Annotated in this window: 18 protein-coding genes; 15 read left to right on the top strand and 3 right to left on the bottom strand. The window is 44.2% G+C overall.

Annotated elements, in window-relative coordinates; translation table 11 throughout:
• The 5 genes from ptsN (at position 1) to ubiA (ending at position 4769) form a co-directional block, all read left to right on the top strand.
• On the top strand, positions 1-444 hold the full coding sequence (ptsN, locus tag SDEN_RS02565; protein ID WP_011494945.1) for a PTS IIA-like nitrogen regulatory protein PtsN: 444 nt from the start codon (positions 1-3) through the stop codon (positions 442-444).
• Positions 441-1295: an RNase adapter RapZ gene (gene rapZ / locus SDEN_RS02560; RefSeq protein ID WP_011494944.1), complete on the top strand. Its 855-nt coding sequence runs from the start codon at positions 441-443 to the stop codon at positions 1293-1295. The genes ptsN and rapZ overlap by 4 nt, the downstream gene beginning before the upstream one ends.
• Before the next feature lie 21 nt (positions 1296-1316).
• A complete protein-coding gene (locus tag SDEN_RS02555) occupies positions 1317-1592 on the top strand; it encodes an HPr family phosphocarrier protein (RefSeq protein WP_011494943.1) in 276 nt (91 codons plus the stop codon).
• 57 nt (positions 1593-1649) lie between these two features.
• A complete protein-coding gene (gene uvrD / locus SDEN_RS02550; RefSeq protein ID WP_011494942.1) occupies positions 1650-3818 on the top strand; it encodes a DNA helicase II in 2169 nt (722 codons plus the stop codon).
• A 96-nt stretch (positions 3819-3914) separates the two neighbouring features.
• Positions 3915-4769 (top strand): 4-hydroxybenzoate octaprenyltransferase, encoded by an 855-nt coding sequence (gene ubiA, locus SDEN_RS02545; protein ID WP_232279945.1) that lies wholly within the window; start codon positions 3915-3917, stop codon positions 4767-4769.
• Between the two features lie 5 nt (positions 4770-4774).
• Here ubiA and SDEN_RS02540 read toward each other — a convergent pair whose 3' ends face one another.
• The 3 genes from SDEN_RS02540 to SDEN_RS02530 all read right to left on the bottom strand — a co-directional run bounded on the left by SDEN_RS02540 (position 4775) and on the right by SDEN_RS02530 (position 7576).
• Positions 4775-5713, bottom strand: a complete 939-nt coding sequence (locus SDEN_RS02540) for an RluA family pseudouridine synthase (protein ID WP_011494940.1) — start codon at positions 5711-5713, stop codon at positions 4775-4777.
• Positions 5714-5795: 82 nt separating this feature from the next.
• A complete protein-coding gene (locus SDEN_RS02535) occupies positions 5796-6374 on the bottom strand; it encodes an LON peptidase substrate-binding domain-containing protein (RefSeq protein ID WP_011494939.1) in 579 nt (192 codons plus the stop codon).
• Between the two features lie 152 nt (positions 6375-6526).
• Entirely contained in the window at positions 6527-7576 is a 1050-nt protein-coding gene (locus SDEN_RS02530) for a patatin-like phospholipase family protein (protein ID WP_011494938.1), read from the bottom strand.
• Between the two features lie 308 nt (positions 7577-7884).
• Between SDEN_RS02530 and SDEN_RS02525 the strand changes: the two genes are divergently transcribed.
• From SDEN_RS02525 to SDEN_RS02480, 10 genes are all read left to right on the top strand, one after another.
• A complete protein-coding gene (locus SDEN_RS02525) occupies positions 7885-8349 on the top strand; it encodes a YhcH/YjgK/YiaL family protein (protein ID WP_011494937.1) in 465 nt (154 codons plus the stop codon).
• A 117-nt stretch (positions 8350-8466) separates the two neighbouring features.
• Entirely contained in the window at positions 8467-9387 is a 921-nt protein-coding gene (locus SDEN_RS02520) for a manganese-dependent inorganic pyrophosphatase (protein ID WP_011494936.1), read from the top strand.
• A gap of 261 nt (positions 9388-9648) precedes the next feature.
• Positions 9649-10773 carry an ISAs1-like element ISSde9 family transposase gene (locus SDEN_RS02515; RefSeq protein WP_011494935.1) on the top strand — a complete coding sequence of 375 codons (1125 nt, stop codon included), beginning with the start codon at positions 9649-9651 and terminating at the stop codon, positions 10771-10773.
• A gap of 435 nt (positions 10774-11208) precedes the next feature.
• Positions 11209-12450, top strand: coding sequence for an HlyD family efflux transporter periplasmic adaptor subunit (locus tag SDEN_RS02510; protein ID WP_011494934.1), 1242 nt, complete (start codon positions 11209-11211; stop codon positions 12448-12450).
• 55 nt (positions 12451-12505) lie between these two features.
• Positions 12506-12868 carry a hypothetical protein gene (locus SDEN_RS02505; RefSeq protein WP_041405645.1) on the top strand — a complete coding sequence of 121 codons (363 nt, stop codon included), beginning with the start codon at positions 12506-12508 and terminating at the stop codon, positions 12866-12868.
• Position 12869: 1 nt separating this feature from the next.
• Positions 12870-13244 (top strand): hypothetical protein, encoded by a 375-nt coding sequence (locus SDEN_RS02500; RefSeq protein WP_041405644.1) that lies wholly within the window; start codon positions 12870-12872, stop codon positions 13242-13244.
• Positions 13245-13297: 53 nt separating this feature from the next.
• On the top strand, positions 13298-15385 hold the full coding sequence (locus tag SDEN_RS02495) for a peptidase domain-containing ABC transporter (RefSeq protein WP_011494932.1): 2088 nt from the start codon (positions 13298-13300) through the stop codon (positions 15383-15385).
• Between the two features lie 268 nt (positions 15386-15653).
• Entirely contained in the window at positions 15654-15983 is a 330-nt protein-coding gene (locus SDEN_RS02490; RefSeq protein ID WP_011494931.1) for a PadR family transcriptional regulator, read from the top strand.
• 2 nt (positions 15984-15985) lie between these two features.
• Complete coding sequence (locus tag SDEN_RS02485; RefSeq protein ID WP_011494930.1) at positions 15986-16567, top strand: HAAS signaling domain-containing protein; 582 nt, start codon at positions 15986-15988, stop codon at positions 16565-16567.
• Between the two features lie 58 nt (positions 16568-16625).
• A complete protein-coding gene (locus tag SDEN_RS02480; RefSeq protein ID WP_011494929.1) occupies positions 16626-18476 on the top strand; it encodes a serine hydrolase domain-containing protein in 1851 nt (616 codons plus the stop codon).
• Positions 18477-18538 lie beyond the last annotated feature (62 nt).

Here is an 18538-nt window from a genome sequence, read left to right as displayed (position 1 = left end):
ATGGAACTTTGTAGCATACTGCAGCCGGAATGCACCACCTGTGCCACACCGGGCAGTAAGAAAAAGGTACTGGAACTCATCAGCGAACTTGTCGCTGCCCAGTACCCACCCCTCTCTGCGCAAGCAGTTTTCGAAAGCCTAGTGGCCAGAGAAAAAATGGGCAGCACAGGAATTGGGAATGGCATTGCGATACCACATGGCCGTTTAGACAATATCACTCAACCAATAGGCGTATTTATCAAATGCGATGAAGCCATAGCATTCGATGCTATCGATAAGCAACCTGTTGATCTACTATTTGCCTTATTGGTACCCGAGGATCAATGTAAGCAGCATTTAAGCACCTTAGCGGCCATGGCTGAAAAACTATCGGACAAACACATTTTAAAACAGCTGCGTAAAACCCAAGATGCAGCCGAACTTTACCAGGTAATAACTCAATGAAACTTGTGATCGTATCGGGGCGTTCTGGCTCAGGAAAATCCGTCGCCCTTAGGGTATTGGAAGACCTAGGTTATTACTGCGTCGATAACCTACCACTGCCTTTAATTGGTAGCCTGCTGGCACAACTCAAGAGCAGTAATGACTTAGTGGCCATCAGTGTCGATGTGCGTAATATTGCCGAGCAGGGCAAAGTACTCGAGCAGCAACTGGCCCTACTGCCTCCTGAAACAGAAATCAGCAGTTTCTTCTTAAATTCAAGTGACAAAGTATTACTTAAACGCTTCAGCGAAACCCGCAGACTGCACCCACTATCGAGAAGCCAGATGTCGCTGCAAGAGGCGATTAAACTCGAGGGCCGCCTACTTGAGCCTATCGCCAAGATGGTCGATCACCACATAGACACCTCTTTACTCAATGTGTATGAATTAAGCGATCAAGTCAGGCAAATTTTACTGGGCAGCGTCGATAAGGAACTGGTGATCAACATAGAATCCTTCGGTTTTAAACATGGCATGCCCACCGAAGCCGATTTCATGTTCGATGTGCGTTTCTTGCCAAATCCTCATTGGGAAACCGAGCTGAGACCACTCACAGGGCTCGATGTCCCTGTGCAAGAGTTCTTAGCGCGCCAGCCCCTAGTGCATAAATTAATTTGGCAGATTGAAAACTTATTCGAAACCTGGATGCCACACCTTGAGCGTAATAACCGCAGCTATTTAACCATAGCCATAGGCTGTACGGGTGGCCAGCACAGATCTGTCTACATTGCCGATCAGCTCGCCAAACGCTTTGCCAATGGCAAACATGTGGTCAACGCGCGTCATCGTGAATTAGGTGACGTCAAAGCCTAATGCCAGCAGGGAAATTGCGCTATGCCTAGACTCGAACGCAAGATAACCATAGTCAACAAGCTAGGTCTTCATGCCAGAGCGGCCACTAAGCTTGCTGTTTTAGCATCTGAATTTGAGGCAGAAATCAGTTTGTTTCAGGGTGATAAACAAGCCAGCGCCGCCAGTGTGCTTGGGCTATTAATGCTAGAAAGCGCCATGGGTAAGGAAATCACTATCGTCGCCCAAGGCAAAGATGCACAAGCTGCACTCGATGCCATCTGCAGTCTTATCAATTCAAAATTTGATGAAGCCAGCTAAACCTCTCTTTTTCCCCTAGCTCTTGCTATAATACTTCCTTGATTTTTGGGAGGGTTAATGGACGTATCAAGATTACTAGACGGCTTAAATGATGAACAGCGTGAAGCCGTAGGCGCACCACTATCGAACATGTTAGTGCTCGCTGGCGCAGGCAGTGGTAAAACCCGTGTATTAACCCATAGAATTGCTTGGTTAATGCAGGTTGAACAGCAAAGCCCCTACTCCATCTTAGCCGTGACCTTCACCAATAAAGCCGCTGCAGAAATGCGCGAGCGCGTTGAAAAAGTGGCAGGCTCTAACATGGGCCGCATGTGGATAGGTACCTTCCATGGCCTAGCCCATCGTCTACTGCGGACCCATTTCCAAGATGCTAACCTGCCCCAAAGCTTTCAAATAATCGACTCTGACGATCAGCTTCGCTTACTTAAGCGCATTTTAAAAAGCCTAAACCTCGACGAAAAACAATATCCACCCCGTCAAGCCCAAGGCTATATCAATGGCAAGAAAGACCAAGGACTGCGCCCTAAGCATATCGATGCTGGCGGTTTCCCCATTGAACAAAACCTGCTAAATATCTATAAAGTTTACCAAGAGTCTTGCGATCGCGCGGGCTTAGTAGACTTTGCTGAAATCCTCTTGCGTGCCCACGAGCTGTGGCTCAATAAACCCCATTTACTGGCGCACTACCAAGAACGCTTCAAACACATCTTAGTGGACGAGTTCCAAGACACTAACGCCATTCAGTATGCGTGGATCCGTGTATTGGCAGGTAACAGTGCTAATGTGATGATAGTGGGTGATGACGATCAGTCCATCTACGGCTGGCGTGGCGCTCAGGTTGAAAATCTACACAAGTTCCTACAAGACTTTCCAGGTTCTAGCACCATACGCTTGGAACAAAATTACCGTTCTAGCGCCAATATTCTGAATGCATCCAACGAATTAATTGCCAATAACCCAGACAGGTTAGGCAAAAAGTTGTGGACCGAAGATAAAGACGGCGAACCCATTTCCATTTATTGTGCCTTTAATGAAATGGACGAGGCCCGTTATATCGTTAGCCGTATCCAAGACTGGCAAGAAAAAGGCGGCGCCTTAACTGATTGTGCTATTCTCTACCGTTCAAATGCCCAATCTCGGGTATTGGAAGAAGCTTTCTTACACAAGGGCATGGCTTACCGTATTTATGGTGGTCTGCGCTTCTTCGAACGCCAAGAAATCAAAGACGCCATGGGTTACATGCGTCTTATCAATAATCATAATGATGATGCAGCCTTTGAGCGTATCGTTAACACCCCCACTCGCGGGATTGGTGATCGCACCTTAGATATTATGCGCACCACCGCCAGACAACACCAGCTCACCCTATGGCAAGCGAGTTTACGTTTGTTGGAAGAGAAAGTCTTAGCGGGTCGTGCGGCCAATGCGGTGCGCGGCTTTATGGACTTAATCGTTGACCTTAAAGTCGACACAGAAGCAATGCAGCTGTTCACTATGGTCGATACTGTAGTGAATACTTCTGGCCTTAGAAGCATGTATCAAGCCGAAAAAGGCGAGAAAGCCCAATCTAGGATCGAGAACTTAAACGAACTCGTGACGGCGGCCCGCAGCTTTGAAATGCCAGAAGAACTTGAAGACATGGGCGAGCTCAATGCCTTCTTGTCCCACGCCGCGTTAGAAGCGGGTGAAGGTCAAGCCGATGCTTTCACTGATGCGGTACAGTTGATGACACTGCATTCTGCCAAGGGACTCGAGTTTCCCATGGTGTTTATGGCTGGCGTCGAAGAGGGAATATTCCCCAGTAAAATGGCGTTGGATGAAGGCGATAGACTCGACGAAGAACGTCGCCTTTGTTATGTGGGCATGACCCGCGCCATGGAAAAATTGACCATTAGTTACGCCGAATCACGACGCATTTATGGTCGTGAAGATTACGCAAGTCCATCACGCTTCATTGGCGAAATTCCCGCTAAATATGTTGAAGAAATTCGCCTTCGGGCAAAGGTAACAACCCCAACCATGAGTTCTAAAATTAGCAAACCAAGAGCCACCATAGCCCAAGACACAGGCTTTAAAATAGGTCAAACGGTTAAGCACTTTAAATTCGGCCAAGGCGATATCACCAGCTTTGAAGGCATGGGGGATAAAGCTAGGGTTCAAGTAAACTTCACCGATGTAGGCAGTAAATGGCTGCTGGTCACACTTGCCAAGCTTGAGGCCTGTTAAACGGCAACATTTAATTTATAACCGACAAAGTTAACATTGGAAATGACGGGCATGACCTTTGGAAGAAATATGACAGCACAGACTCAGCAAAGCATAATGGCTAAATTAGCCCTCTATGCCCAGTTGTCTCGCATCGATAGGCCCATAGGCACATTACTGCTGTTGTGGCCTTGTCTGATGGCGCTGCTCTTTGCTGCCAAGGGTATGCCCGACATCAAGGTCTTGCTCATTTTCATCTTGGGTGTGGTCATCATGCGCGCTTGTGGCTGTATCATTAATGATTATGCCGACCGCAACCTCGATGCCCATGTCGAGCGGACCAAACAAAGACCGTTAGCCTCAGGCGCCATCAGCAGCAAAGAGGCGTTAAGCTTGTTTGCGCTGTTAGGTCTGCTCGCTTTCGCCCTAGTGTTACTGCTCAACCCCTTGGTGGTAAAACTCTCTGTGGTTGGGATAGTACTGACCATAATGTACCCCTTCATGAAACGGGTCACCAATATGCCACAGATGTTTCTTGGCATAGTCTGGAGCTGGTCAATTCCCATGGCCTACGCCGCACAGCTAGGTGAAGTCCCTGTTGAAGCTTGGTGGTTATTTGCCGCCAACTGGTGCTGGACTGTGGCTTACGACACCATGTACGCCATGATCGATAGGGATGACGACCTTAAGGTCGGGATTAAATCTAGCGCTATTTTGTTTGGTAGATTTGATAGGCAATGGATAGCTGTGTTTCAACTCATGGCCTTTGGCTGCTTTTTGATGGCAGGGCTTAGCGCCGAACGTGAGTTTATTTATGCCTTAGGTTTATTGGGGTTTATCGCCTTTAGCGTCTATCAACAGCGGCTAATTTTCAGCCGAGAACGCCCCGCCTGCTTCAAGGCCTTCCTTAATAACAACTGGGTCGGCATGTTGCTGTTTCTGACGTTAGCCGCAGATTACCTGCTTTATTAGCCCTATTAATCCAAACTAAACCCTTGGCATTGAATGTCTCTTTCTATGCCTGATATAGGGTCAACAAATTTAAGCCTTTGTGCCAACAATTTCAGCGGCTTATCAAAGTTATCCACGCCTTTAGGTTGCAGTTGTGGGTAAAACCTATCATTGAGGATCGGCACCCCTAAGCTTTGCATATGTACCCTCAGCTGATGGGTCTTACCGGTAATGGGGCTTAAGGCGAATAAGCCCATATCCTCTTTTATGGCAATCAATTGAATTTCTGAGTGACTGTTAGCCTCCCCCTCCACCAGCTGCATTAAAAAGCTCGGTGTGGCAGGGCCGAGACGATTTTTAACCGTCCAAGTTAATGGAAGACGCAATCCTCCCCCTTGATGTGCGGCGTGGATCTCAGGGGTTAATTTAGCTAAGGCATGATAGTGCTTACTTATCTGGCCTTGAGTAAATAAATTATGATATTGATGGCGAACCTCAGGGTTTAGGGTCAATAGCACTATGCCTGCAGTATCCTTGTCTAGCCTATGGGCAGGCGCTATGGTGTCTATCCCGGTTTTAATCCTTAATCTGTGCACTAGGCACTCATTGACATAGTTTCCACTTGGAGTGACAGGTAAAAAGTGCGGCTTATAGGCTATGATGGCATGCTCATCTTGGTGCAATATGACTTCATCAAACGGCACCTTAGTTTCCAAGGCCACTTCACGATAATAATAAACCCGCGCCATAGGCCGATAGGCGGTGTGCTCATTAATTAACTCACCATCTTTCCAATGCACTTTACCCTCACTTAAGCGCTGCCTCCAAACCTGTGGCGCAATTTGTGAAAAATGCTGCATAAGAAAATCAGCCACGGTAGCGGGTGCCAGTTCATTTTTGGGGAGAACTACATAGGAAGGCTGAGCGGCGCGGGCGGCATTATTTGTCATAGTCAATGTAGGCATTTAAAAGCGGCTAAGGTAAGCCGCCCATAATAACAAGCTGATAATCTTGACTCAAGCCATACACGCAACAGTGGCTCAACCGCTAAGCCCCTACATGAGACTTAAGCAATTGCAGTACAAAGTTCATCGTCTTATGGCAGTTGGGCTGCTCCACCAAAATCAACTTATCTTTATTGTACATGGGCAAGACCTCTAACCAACGCTGGCTCACCCAAGTGGCATCTTCAAGGTGTGTCTGGCTGTATAAGCCCAAGAGATCGGGATTCACCTCATAGAATTGTTCCAGTGCCGCACTGATGATTTCAAATTCACCGGCAATAGGTTCATTGCGCCAATTCGCACAAGGTAAGGTTCTGGCAATCCATATCTGGTTACGTTGCTGCGCCGCCGATAATATCTTCACCCTCTGCCTACCCTCGAGCACTATGCTAAGGGAGTCATCTTCCAGTTGATTAAAATCAATAATGTCGCACTGGGTAGCAGTAACATAACAAGGCAGTGGACTGTGGGCTTTGGCGGCTGCGAAGGCCAAGGGGTATTGGCCCTTGAATACATTAGCAATCATGGAGAGCTGGCTTGGGGAGGCGATACGCACTTCAATACGGCCATCGGGCAGCAAGACAGCATCTTGAACCAGTAATGCCATTTCTGTTGTTTTCATAGCAACCTCCCTCACCACAGGTGGTACTTTTCACGCTCATTGTCATATGAGTGTAGCAGTTAGGTTTTTATCGAACATAAAACCTCTGCAATATAATGCTTAATTATTAGACAGGCCTCAGTGTGAATTTGTTGCACATGAAGTGAATATTTTTACAGTCGCTCGAGTTTCTGCATAATATTGCCACTGGCCACCAACTTGGCAAATTCATCGGCCAAACTTTCACTCCACTTGACCGCCTCACGCCAGTAAGTCATTCGACTGGCACTACTCATGGTACTAAAATCCTCTCTATCGGGAATTTTTCCAAAGGGCAGATTGGCGATATGCTCACTGGAAGGGGCTAAAATCAAGGCATTGTGATAATTGGCCTTAGCCTTGCGCCAACCTAAGGACTTATCGAACCAGCCCGGGCTCATATGAGGATAAAAATGGGGGTAAAGCGTGAGCCCTTTCGGCAACTTTAAATCGAAGTGGTAATCGGTTAGGCCGCCATCATAATAATGACCCGCTGCCAGCCCCTGTATCTGTTTTACCGGAGCCAGTAACAAGGGAATCGAGCCACTTGCCAACAAGGCTTGGCTCAGATTCTGCTTATTCAGCAAGGCTTGATGTGTGGGTAAATCCTTGAGCGCACCAAAGGGTGAATGCGGGTCTTGATGCCCAAGCACCACTCGCTCAAAATGCCAGCCTAGGCTACGACGACTGAACATATTAGTCATGGCTGTGGTGGCAAGCCCCGCTGCTAAGGCTAATCTATGATTACTGCGATTAAGGTGTCTAGCGCGGCAGACCACAAAGTGGGAGCGGATCACCCTATTATCGACAATATCTTGCCCCGCCTTAGGGCCCAAAATAGCGCGAATAACATCTTGAACTTGCTCGGTAACGGCTATGGGTGACGGCCGGTTCTCATAGCGCTGGCCGATATAAAACTTCTCCAATCTCTGATAGGCCGCCAAGGGATCTTCTTGCGCAAAACACGCGAGTCGCCATGCGCCAGATGACGCTCCTAAAGTGTATAAGGGAGTTGTTCTATCCTTAAAAAACTCACTGAATAGATACTTATCGAGTCCCGCTATGCTTAACCATTTAGGACCACCTGATGCGGCGAGTATTTGACTAAAAAGCTCGGGGTTCAAGCCATGTTCACTGATAGCCTTAAAGGCTGTGGGACCGGCAATCAATCTAAGGGCAGACAAGAGGTTTTCCTTAACATCATAAGAGATCGAATAAATATAGCATCTAATCAGCGCATTGCAGCGGCAACATTGTCAGATAGAAGACTGACTTCTACACTTGCAAGCAGACCATTATCGGCAGCGCTGATGATTACTGAAGCTGGCTGTTACTCCCTTGAATCATAATTTGCAACGAGCTTACCTAGAAGCTAAATACACTTATTAACTACAAAGTTATTCATATTGCGTGTGTTACAAACCATCATTGATGGCCTGTTTTTTTAGTTCGGGTTATGATTTGCGCAAATTGACAGCAGCAAGAGCATTCCATGATAGTAGATACCTTAGCCAACCATCATTTATACCATGGCCTTCACCCAAGGCTTGAGGTTGCATTGAACCATATCGCCAGCACGGATTTTAGCCCGCTGCCAGTGGGGAATTACCCTATCGATGGCGACAACATCTTTGTTATCGTCAATGACTACCACACTAAACCTAGGCAAGTTGAACCCTTCGAAGTGCACCAAAAATATATCGATGTGCAGTTTGTAGTGAGCGGTGAAGAAGAGTTTGGCTATTTGCCATTAGCAGATCAAACCCCCTCTAAACCTTATTATGAGAAACACGACTACGCCGAGTTTGATTACGAGTCCAACAAAGCCAATGCCGCCTTTATCCCATTAAAAACCGGCATGTTTGCGCTGTTTTTCCCTGGTGACATGCATATGCCAGGCACCAGCAGCGAACCCGCTCTTGTGCGTAAAGTGGTGATCAAAGTGAAAATAGACTAAACCTCGGCACCTAAGCCCAGTTTTAGCAACAAATAAACCCAGTTATCATTTTTGAGTATTTCCGAATTGGCTCAATACTTGATAAAATCGAGCCAAATCTATAGGAGAGAATTTACAATGCCGATGTATGTAGTGGGTCACAAGATCCCAGATTCTGATTCAATTTGTGGCGCCATCGCCCTAGCTTACTTAAAGAACCAAATCGACGAGCCAGCCATTGCTGCACGTCTTGGTGAACTGTCCCCTGAAACTGCCTTTATTCTCGAGCGCTTTGGCTTTGAAGCACCGCTTTTTAAAGAAAGCTACGCTGGCGAAGAAGTCTATATTGTCGACCATTCAGAGTTAACCCAAGCCCCTGATGACATAGCCGAAGCCACAATTGTGGGTATTGTCGATCACCACAAGTTAGGTGATTTAACGACGTCTACGCCGCTTGAATGCTGGATCCGCCCAGTGGGTTGCAGCAACACTGTCATTAAAATGATGTATGACTTCTACAAGGTCGACATTCCAGCCGATATCGCAGGCATCATGATGTGCGCCATTTTAAGTGATACTGTGATATTCAAATCACCAACTTGCACCACGGCTGACATTCGCTGCGTCGAAGCACTAGCTGAAATCGCCGGCATTGAAGACTTTAAAGCACTGGGCATGGAAATGTTCAAGGTTAAGTCTGCCGTTGAAGGCACGCCGGCGCGCGACTTAGTCATGCGTGACTTTAAAGACTTCAATATGAATGGCAATCTAGTGGGCATAGGCCAACTTGAAGTCATCGACTTAGCGGTATTTGATGCCATCAAAGCCGATTTAGAGGCAGATATCAAAGCCCTGAAACAAGAAGGTAAGCGCCATAGTGTATTGTTATTGCTCACAGACATTATGAAAGAAGGCTCAGAAATGTTAGTCATCAGTGATGACAGCGAGCTGACTAAAAAAGCCTATGGCAAAGCCACTGTCGATGGCAAAGTGTGGCTAGATGGCGTACTTAGCCGCAAGAAACAAGTGGTGCCTCAGCTGCAAAAAGCCTTCGCTTAACACAGCTCCCTTAGATCTAAGCCCTAGTTAAGTTTAATTTGAGTAAAAACCGGAACTCAGTTTATTGATTTCCGGTTTTTTTGTGCCTCATAAATTAATAATGTAATCACGCCTTCAGCGTTAACTCACAGAATGCAACAAGATAAATCCTTCGCATCAAAGGGGCAAGGCCAGATCGTGAACGTTATTTGAGCGATTTTAGAAGAATATTGACCTGATCACGTGCTTGTGATCTTATACTCCTTTTTCAGGAGTCAGCTCATGTATATCGAATCATTCAAGCAGCATTTTAGTGCCATTGACGACCATCGCCAAAGTGCAAAAGTTACCTATCCCCTGTTCGATGTACTGTTCGGTTCGCTGTGCGCTGTTATTGCGAGTTCCAATGGCTGGTTCGAGATCCGAGAATACATTCTTGGTCACCATTCTTGGTTCAAAAAACAAAAAATGTTCATCGATGGGATCCCTGCTGACGATACCATTGCTAGGATAGTTTCTATGATTGAGCCAGATAGCTTTAATGCGTGCTTTCTCGCATGGATGAAGTCGGTTCATCAGCTGACTAATGGAGAAGTCATTGCGATTGATGGAAAGACGCTACGTGGGTCATATAATCGCGATGATCGAAGCAGTACTATTCACATGATAAGCGCTTATGCCTCAGCGAATAAGTTGGTACTTGGTCAATTAAAAGCAGAGCAAAAAAGTAATGAAATCACAGCCATTCCAACCCTATTAAAAATGCTAGACCTGCGCGGAGCGCTAGTGACAATCGATGCTATGGGCTGTCAAACGGCTATTGCTACAACGATTATCGACAAAGGTGGTGACTACCTATTGGCGGTAAAAAACAATCAAGGCAACTTAGCTAAAGCAATAAATAAAGCCTTTAGTTCGCATCGTTCGGCTGGCTTAAGTGATGACCATGTCAATATAGAAAAAAGCCATGGTCGTATAGAAAATCGAGCCTGTTTTGTGTTGAGCTCAGCAGAGCTTGACGGTGATTTTACACATTGGGAAGCACTCAAATCCATCGTTATGGTTGAAAGCTTTAGGGCTGTTAAAGGTAAGACGGCGAGCCTTGAATATCGTTACTATATCAGTTCGAAAGTGTTATCAGCAGAGCAAGCCTTAAGTGCGACTCGCGAACATTGGGGGATCGAGTCAATGCACTGGGTCTTGGATGTCAGCATGAACGAAGATGAATGCCAGATCTACAAAAATAACGGCGCTGAAAATCTCGCTTACTTAAGGCACATGTCGCTAAACATGCTGCAAAAAGAACCGACAAAGCTCAGTATTGTTGGTAAACGAAAGCGTTGTTTAATGAATCCAGCATTTCTGGAGAAGGTGTTAATCGCTGGATTATGCGCACCGACTAAATAATGAACACTCATGCGGTTGCCCTGATCAAAGGGGCCACAAGCCTGAAAACTTATGTTTAATATGAATACACTTTTTATAACCTGCACGAATAACTTTTACGATGAATGCCAATCTTAAATCTTTTAAAGGGAAAGCCATTAACTAAAAAAACAAACCAAAAACAAACCAAAAACAAACCAAAAACAAACCAAAAACAAACCAAAAACAAACCAAAAACAAACCAAAAACAAAATAACAGCAATAGAATAAAAGGCAAGCATTCAACATGAAAAATAAGGAATTTACATTTATTATTAACACTTTCTGTTGAATGACATTAGCTTGTAGGCATAGAATACAGCCAATAAATAGTTAGCAGCGATTTCACTATGATTCGCAAGTGTTAACACCAATAACCAATAAGATTTGGTTAGTATTAATGTATATGGACATGCTGTGTCAGATTTATTCAGAAAACAAGTTTTAGAGAAAAACAAAACCACATACTATGGCAAAGCTGTAGTTGCGGTACCTGTACACTACTCTATTATTTTATTTTTCCTCTCAATCACAGTTATTTCGATATTAGCTTTCTTATTTTATAGCGACTATGCAAAAAAAGAAAAGGTGAAGGGCTACCTTGTCCCAACTAATGGTCTTGCTAGAGTTTATTCCCATACCAGCGGTGTCGTTAGTCAAATAGCAGTAAAAGAAGGGGATATTGTAACTAAAGGTGATACCTTGCTTTCTGTATCCAATGATAAGTTCCTACAGAATTCACTAAGCTCTGATCAAGAAAAAATTAAGCAAATTGACAAGCAAATAAACTTAGTCAAGGGGCAGCTGGCGCAATACGACAGTTTATTTAAAGAAAGAGCATTAAGATTAAATCGTATCATTCATTTCTTGAAAAAAGAACAAATTGAACTAGCGCTTCAAGGCTCTCTGCTGAGAGACAGAGTCCAACTTGCCAAAGACCGTCTCGATAATATTAAAACATTACAAATAGATAACTTCGCCAGTCAAAGCGAAGTAAAAACTCAGCTTGATCTAGTGCTAGACTTTCAGCAACGAACTCAAGAGCACAATACTATAGTACTAAAATCTGAAACCAATCTTGCTAACGCTTTAAATGATAAAGCAAGGCTCCCCTTTGAAAAGCAGCAGCAAGTGGATCAGCTCAACATTGAACTTTCCAAGCTTGCCAATAATAAAACAGCTATTTTAGAGAATAATAATCTAGTATTAAAAGCACCAATTACTGGAACCGTATCCTCGATAAAATTTAATATCGGCGAGTTTGCCTCATCAGGGGATTACCTAGTTATCATAATTCCATCAGACTCTGAATTAGAAGCTGAAGTGTTTGTTCCCACCCGTGCCATTGCTTTTATCAAGGAGGGGGATGAGGTAAATATCAAGCTCGATGCCTTTCCCTTTCAAAAATTTGGTGTTACTCACGGCGAGGTCTCACATGTAGCAAAAAACATTATCTTTTCTGCCGAAACGACCAGCAAACTCTCATTCAATGAGCCTGTTTATAAAATCAAGGTACGATTAGCGCAGCAATACATTAAAACTTATGGCAACAAAACCGCATTAATTCCTGGTATGTTGTTGCAAGCGGATATCAATACCGGTAAGAGAACTCTAATAGAGTGGCTACTCGAGCCACTATTCATTATTAATGGATATTAACTTTAATCACTAATAACTACTGACCCTAACACTTACTTTATAACAAGGTTTTAAAATGAAGAAAACATTACTTTTTCTCGCAGCATCACTTTCAATCGGTTTAATAATTGACATATATAAATGGTATGAACTACCCGATGTAGACAAACTTTCTTCAGGAATTTTATTTATTTTTATATATGTTTCCATAGACATTATCATGATGAATAAAATTTTAGATTTAGACCTTGATGTATGTTTAGATAGGTATTTCTCACCCACTAAAGATTGCTTAACAAGCATAATGTGTTTTTTACCATTCTTTATATCAACCTATCTGTACATCTGGAAAGATCTTTCATTATTTTCGATAGTAATAATATGTATTGCTGTTGGTGATTTGTACTTTTTTTATAACAACACTCAAAAAGGAGAGTAAAATGCGAGCACTTAAAACATCTGAAATGGAAATCGCCACAGGTGGTGGTTCAAGAGCAAATGATGCATTACTGGGAGCTGCGGGTACAGCCCTAGGAGGCGGCTCTTGCGGACTCCAAGGAGCTGCTGCAGGCGCTTTAGCTGGTGCTGCCATGGGACCGTTATTTGGTAATTTTATTGGTCAAGCAGTATCTGGCGCATGTTCAAATGGTTACACTAGGGTACCTTTAAGCGGGGGGGGGACTGCTGAAGGCAGATCTGGCGGGTCTGCGGGTTACTGGCCATCAAGTGGTGGTGCAGGCGGTCGTGGTAGTGGTGGTTTGGGAGCTTTTGGTGGCCGTATTCATAAAGGCAATGCAACTTTTAGCATGGAATAACCATTATATCGAGTGCCTTCGGGCACTCTTTTTTAACCCGAGTCATTGTTTGTATGTTTGCTCTTTTCCCCCAAAAAAAATGCCCTTTTATCTTCCAGTCGGAAAATAGTGAGTGCGGTTTAGCTTGCCTCGCCATGATCTCCAGTTTTTATCAAAGAAAAACCGATTTAATGACCCTCAGGAAACAACTGGGTTACAGTGAATCTGGGATGTCGGTACGCACCTTGTGTGAATATGCTGAGCAGATAAACTTAGACTCTAGGCCGCTACAGGTCGATGTTCACGAGATAGATCAACTTCGCTTACCCTGCGTATTACATTGGGACTTGAATCATTTTGTTGTGCTCACACAGTGCAGTAAAAAATCTGTAACGATTCACGATCCTGCTATTGGTAAAGTGACCTACTCAATTGAAAAATTTAAACAACATTATACCGGTATTGCAGTAGAACTTTTCCCAGCGATAAATTTTAAAAAAGAAAACCGTGATACAGGCCTTAAACTAAGCCCTTTCTGGCAAGCGAGTGTAGGCTTAAAAGCGGGCCTATTTAAAATATTTATCGCTTCAGTATTGTTACAGCTATTTTCACTCGCTTCTCCTTATTATATGCAACTCGTGATTGATGACGTAATAGTCAATCAAGACAGTGAGCTGCTGACGTTATTGTTCATTGCCTTTTCTATGCTGGCACTCGTCTCTCTTGTAACCAGTATTTTACGAGATTTAATTGGTTTACATATACAGAACCATTTAAATATTCAATGGAGTTCAGGGTTATTTTCTCATTTGGTTCGATTACCCATTAGTTGGTTTGAGAAACGTCATATCGGCGATATTGTTAGCCGCTTTGGCTCCCAAGGGGAAATTCAGTCATTTATTACCTCTACGTTTGTCAGTGTTGTGCTTGATGGCTTAATGGTCACGACAACCTTGATAATGATGTACATCTATAGTCCAAAATTGACAATAATCGCCATTATAGCTGTGTTAATTTATGCATGTTTGAGATGGATATTCTATCGGCCATTTAGAAGAAATGCTGAAGAGGTCATAACAGCCTCAGCTAAGGAAGACAGCTTTTTCTTAGAGGGTATACGCTCGATTCAAGCTATACGTTTACACGGTCATGAAGATAAGCGTAAAAACGAATGGTTATCCCTGCATTCTAACGTCGTTAATTTGGGGATCAAAGGTTCGCTGTGGTCTTTAGGCTTTTCGTCAGTGAATACGATTGTGTTTGCAATTGAAAATATGTGTGTAATTTATTTTGCAGCAAACTTTGTGATGGAGGGTGTTTTTTCCATAGGGATGATGATGGCTTTTATGTCTTATAAAGGGCAGTTTTCCTCAAGAATTAATAGCCTTATCGACAGTTTTGTTTCGTTTAAAATGCTCGACATTCACTTATCTAGGCTGTCAGACATTGCATTAGAACCCCAAGAGGCCCATCGTAAGGGCTTGGGATTGGCAGAAAATATAGTGGGTTGCATCACACTTGAAAACATCAGCTTTAGATATGGACTCAAATCCAAAATCTTGTTTGATAATGTTAATCTCACACTCAAATTCGGCGATAATATTGCGATAACAGGGGTTTCAGGCAGTGGTAAAACCACCTTGCTAAAAATAATCTTAGGATTACTAGAGCCTACCTCAGGAAGAATACTTTTTGATGGGGTAGATATCAAAAAAATTGGCTTAGTGCAGTACAGAAAACTGATTGGTAGCGTTATGCAAAATGATTCGTTGTTATCGGGCACTTTAGCCGACAATATTTCGTTTTTTGATGAAGCCTACAACCCCTTGAAAATTGAGCAGTCATGTAAATTAGCGTCAATACATGATGATATAGAAGCCTTACCCATGGGATATCAAACACTCATTGGCGATATGGGCGTTCAGTTGTCTGGTGGCCAAGTACAACGTGTATTACTGGCCAGGGCCTTATACCTTGAACCCTGCGTACTAGTATTGGATGAAGCAACCAGTAATTTAGATATAGACAATGAACAGCGCATTAATTCAGGTATTAGTAGCCTTCCAGTGACTAGGATCCTTGTGACTCATAGACAATCAACCTTGGAGTACGTGGATAAAGTGTATAACCTAACGACCCAAGGGCTTGAACCTGTTTCATAAAAGGTAAATGCCAGCCTGTTGGAAACGACCCAAACACAATCCTCTTGCATTCATATATGACTTTGGATGAACATCAAAAAGAATCGGCCAATTGAGCCGGTTTTTTATTGGCCTCCCCCCTCCCCAGTAGATCCCCAATTTCCCCCTCCACTTATACAAAGACTAAATAAATGACTTACATACCTTGCAATACTATGTAGCTGTGTTAATAATATGTACACATACCTTGTAATGCTATGTATGTAGTAAACAATAAAAGGATCCAAAGATGGCTATCGAACGTTGGCAAAAACAAATGCGCAAAGGCTTGCTGGAGTTCTTAGTGCTCTTATGCCTTAAAGACAATGAATACTACGGCTATAGCTTATTAGTTAAGCTCAAAGCCTTGGCGGATATCGATCTCGCCGAAGGCACGATTTACCCACTTCTCAGCCGGTTAAATAAAGAGGAACTCATTGATTTTAGATGGGAAATAATGCCATCGGGTCCTGCACGTAAATATTATCAAATCACCCCTTTAGGGTTAGAAACCGTTAATGAAATGAATACCGCGTGGCAACAGATTAATGCCTCGGTGAACCAAGCTTGGAGCAAATAACAATGAATAATAATGGCTACTTCAACTGTCCGCATACCAACAGCTTATGGCAAGACTATTTTGCTAAGGTCGATAAAGAATTAACCAAAGCCCCTTACTCACTGGCGATGACCCTACGTCAAGAATTAGAGTCTCACGCGTTTGAAGCGGCAGAGGCAAGTGCTGGTGAGTCTGAATTACACAAATTAACCCACGCATTAAATGAGCTGGGTGAGCCAAGCCGCATAGTACCGCCGCTACTGTCAGCGTCTTTTGTCAGTAATGCCCAAGATTCTGGCACCCCGATGGCAATGAGCAGAGCCTTAATCTATCAATCAGGGCGTAGTCTCAAGAAAACCTTGTTAGCTATCCTGATTGGCTTTATCGCTATATTGGCACTGCCGTTAGCCGCCTTAGCAATACTTAAGCCTTTTTTCTACGACAACATTGGTTTCTTCACCAAAGATGGCGGCACCATGATGGGCTTCTTTGTAAACACGGATGGCTGGGAAGAGCATTTAGGTTATGGCTTTATCCCTGTGGCGCTCATAGCCAGTTTTGTGCTCTATAAAATCGCCATGGTGATGCTAAAGCTCATCAAGTAACGCATTAAATACATGACTTAAATAAAAAATAAGCTCAAACGAGATAAGGAATATCATAATGTTAAAGCAGATATTAACCGCAACACTGATCAGCCTGATGCCCATGTGTCTATCAGCCAATGATAGCTGGCAGCAAAGCAGCGACTGGCAGGCATTAGAGCAAGAAATTGATACCCTAAGACAAGAACAAGGCATTGCCTTAGCAAGCTCGGCGGCCGACAGGGATGGCATATTATGGCAATACACTAAGGGCCCTATTAATGCTAATAATAACAACCAAATAGATGCTGACAGCCTATTTCGCGCAGGCTCAGTGACTAAAGTATTTACCGCCATTGGGGTTTTACAGCTTATGGAGCAAGGCAAACTCAAGCTCGATGACCCTGTAAGTTTGCATTTACCCAATGTGATTATTGACAACCCTTGGGCCGAGACAGATCCTGTTCGTGTAAAAGATCTCTTGTCCCATACAGCCGGCTTTCGTGATGCCGGTGTCACTGAACTCTATGTAGAGAAAGCTGATGCCAGCGCCCCTCTTAGTCAAGTTATCAATAAGTACCAGCTCCAAGTCCGCTGGCGCCCTGGGACTCGCCAGGCTTATTCGAATTTTGGCTATCTTATCGCGGGTCATCTAATCGAGCAGCTTTCTGGCGAGCCTTTTGAAGCACGCCTAAATCACACCATATTGCAACCACTTAAGATGGACAGCTCGAATTTCTCACAGCAAGAGGAGGTATTAAGTACTTTAGTAGCAGGTCATGGGTCAGCGCTCACTGGCGGCAAAGATAAGGTTCCAGCCATGCCTATCTCTGTGCGGCCCGCTGGCAGCTTGGTCACTAGCCTAAACGACCTTACCCGCTTTAGTCGCATGCTGTTAAATGAAGGCGAGCTCGACGGTGCGCGCATTATCAGTAAAGCCAGCTTTGATGTAATGCTCACCAGTGCCATGGATAAAAACAGTGGGCTTCACCAAGCAGCCTACGGCTTAGGTCTGTACCCTGTCAGCAGAGAAAGTGGCCGTTATTTTTGTCACTCAGGCGGTATCGATGGGTTTCTCTCTAATATTTGCTTTTCTAAGCAGCAAAACATGACCTTTGTCGCCCTAAGCAACGCCATGACTTTATCCGGGGGCCAAGTGTTTAATAAGGCACTGCCTTTTCTTGCCAAGGCGCAATTACCCGAAGTTCAGCCGCTTGATTTTGATATCAAGCCTTGGTTAGGTTTTTATCGCCCACAGAGTTCACGCCAACAGAGCATGGCAAGCATGGATAGCCTAATGAAAGGCAGTACACTTAGCTTTGAAGAAGGCAGTTTAACGATTAAACCCTTATTTGGCAGTGCTGATAAGTATGTCTATGTGGCTGAGCAAGGCTTTCGCCCTGTGGATAAGGCTGCGGTCACTTTAACCTTAGTGTTAGATAGCCAAGGGCAGCCAATGATACAGGAAAGCTGGGAGACCTACCTGCCAGACAATAGCTGGTACGCGTCAATGCTCAATTATACTTTTCTCACCTTTGCCATCATCTTATTAGTCACCAGTGTGAGTGCCCTGCTGTTGGCCATCTATCTCCTTATCCGTAAGTCATTAGGTAAAAACATTAGCAGTAATCCTAAACTCGCTTTAGCGCTACTGCTGCTACCGATAACTTTATTTGGTCTGTACCTGTTTTTCACTCAGCTTGCTATGTGGGAGCTCAACCATGTGACATTTGCGGCGCTAATCTTGTGGCTACTCAGTTGGAGCTGGCCAGTCGGCATCGCTTACTTTAGCTGGCTGGTATGGCAGGAGCGTAGCAAGTTAATCCTTAAACGTTCGAAAGCCTTTTGGGGATTAGCCTTAACCAGCCAATGGGTGATGGCACTTTACCTAGTTCACTTTGGTGCCTACAACATGATGTTGTGGTCATAATGCGGTAAAAAAATGACACTGGCATCCCTGCCAGTGTCATTGAAGTTAGCTTAAGTGTGATA

The sequence above is a fragment of the Shewanella denitrificans OS217 genome, assembly GCF_000013765.1.
GTDB classification, from domain to species: Bacteria; Pseudomonadota; Gammaproteobacteria; order Enterobacterales; family Shewanellaceae; genus Shewanella; species Shewanella denitrificans.
The sequence above is the reverse complement of the archived record's forward strand: the minus strand, read 5'-3'. Positions and strand labels throughout refer to the sequence as shown.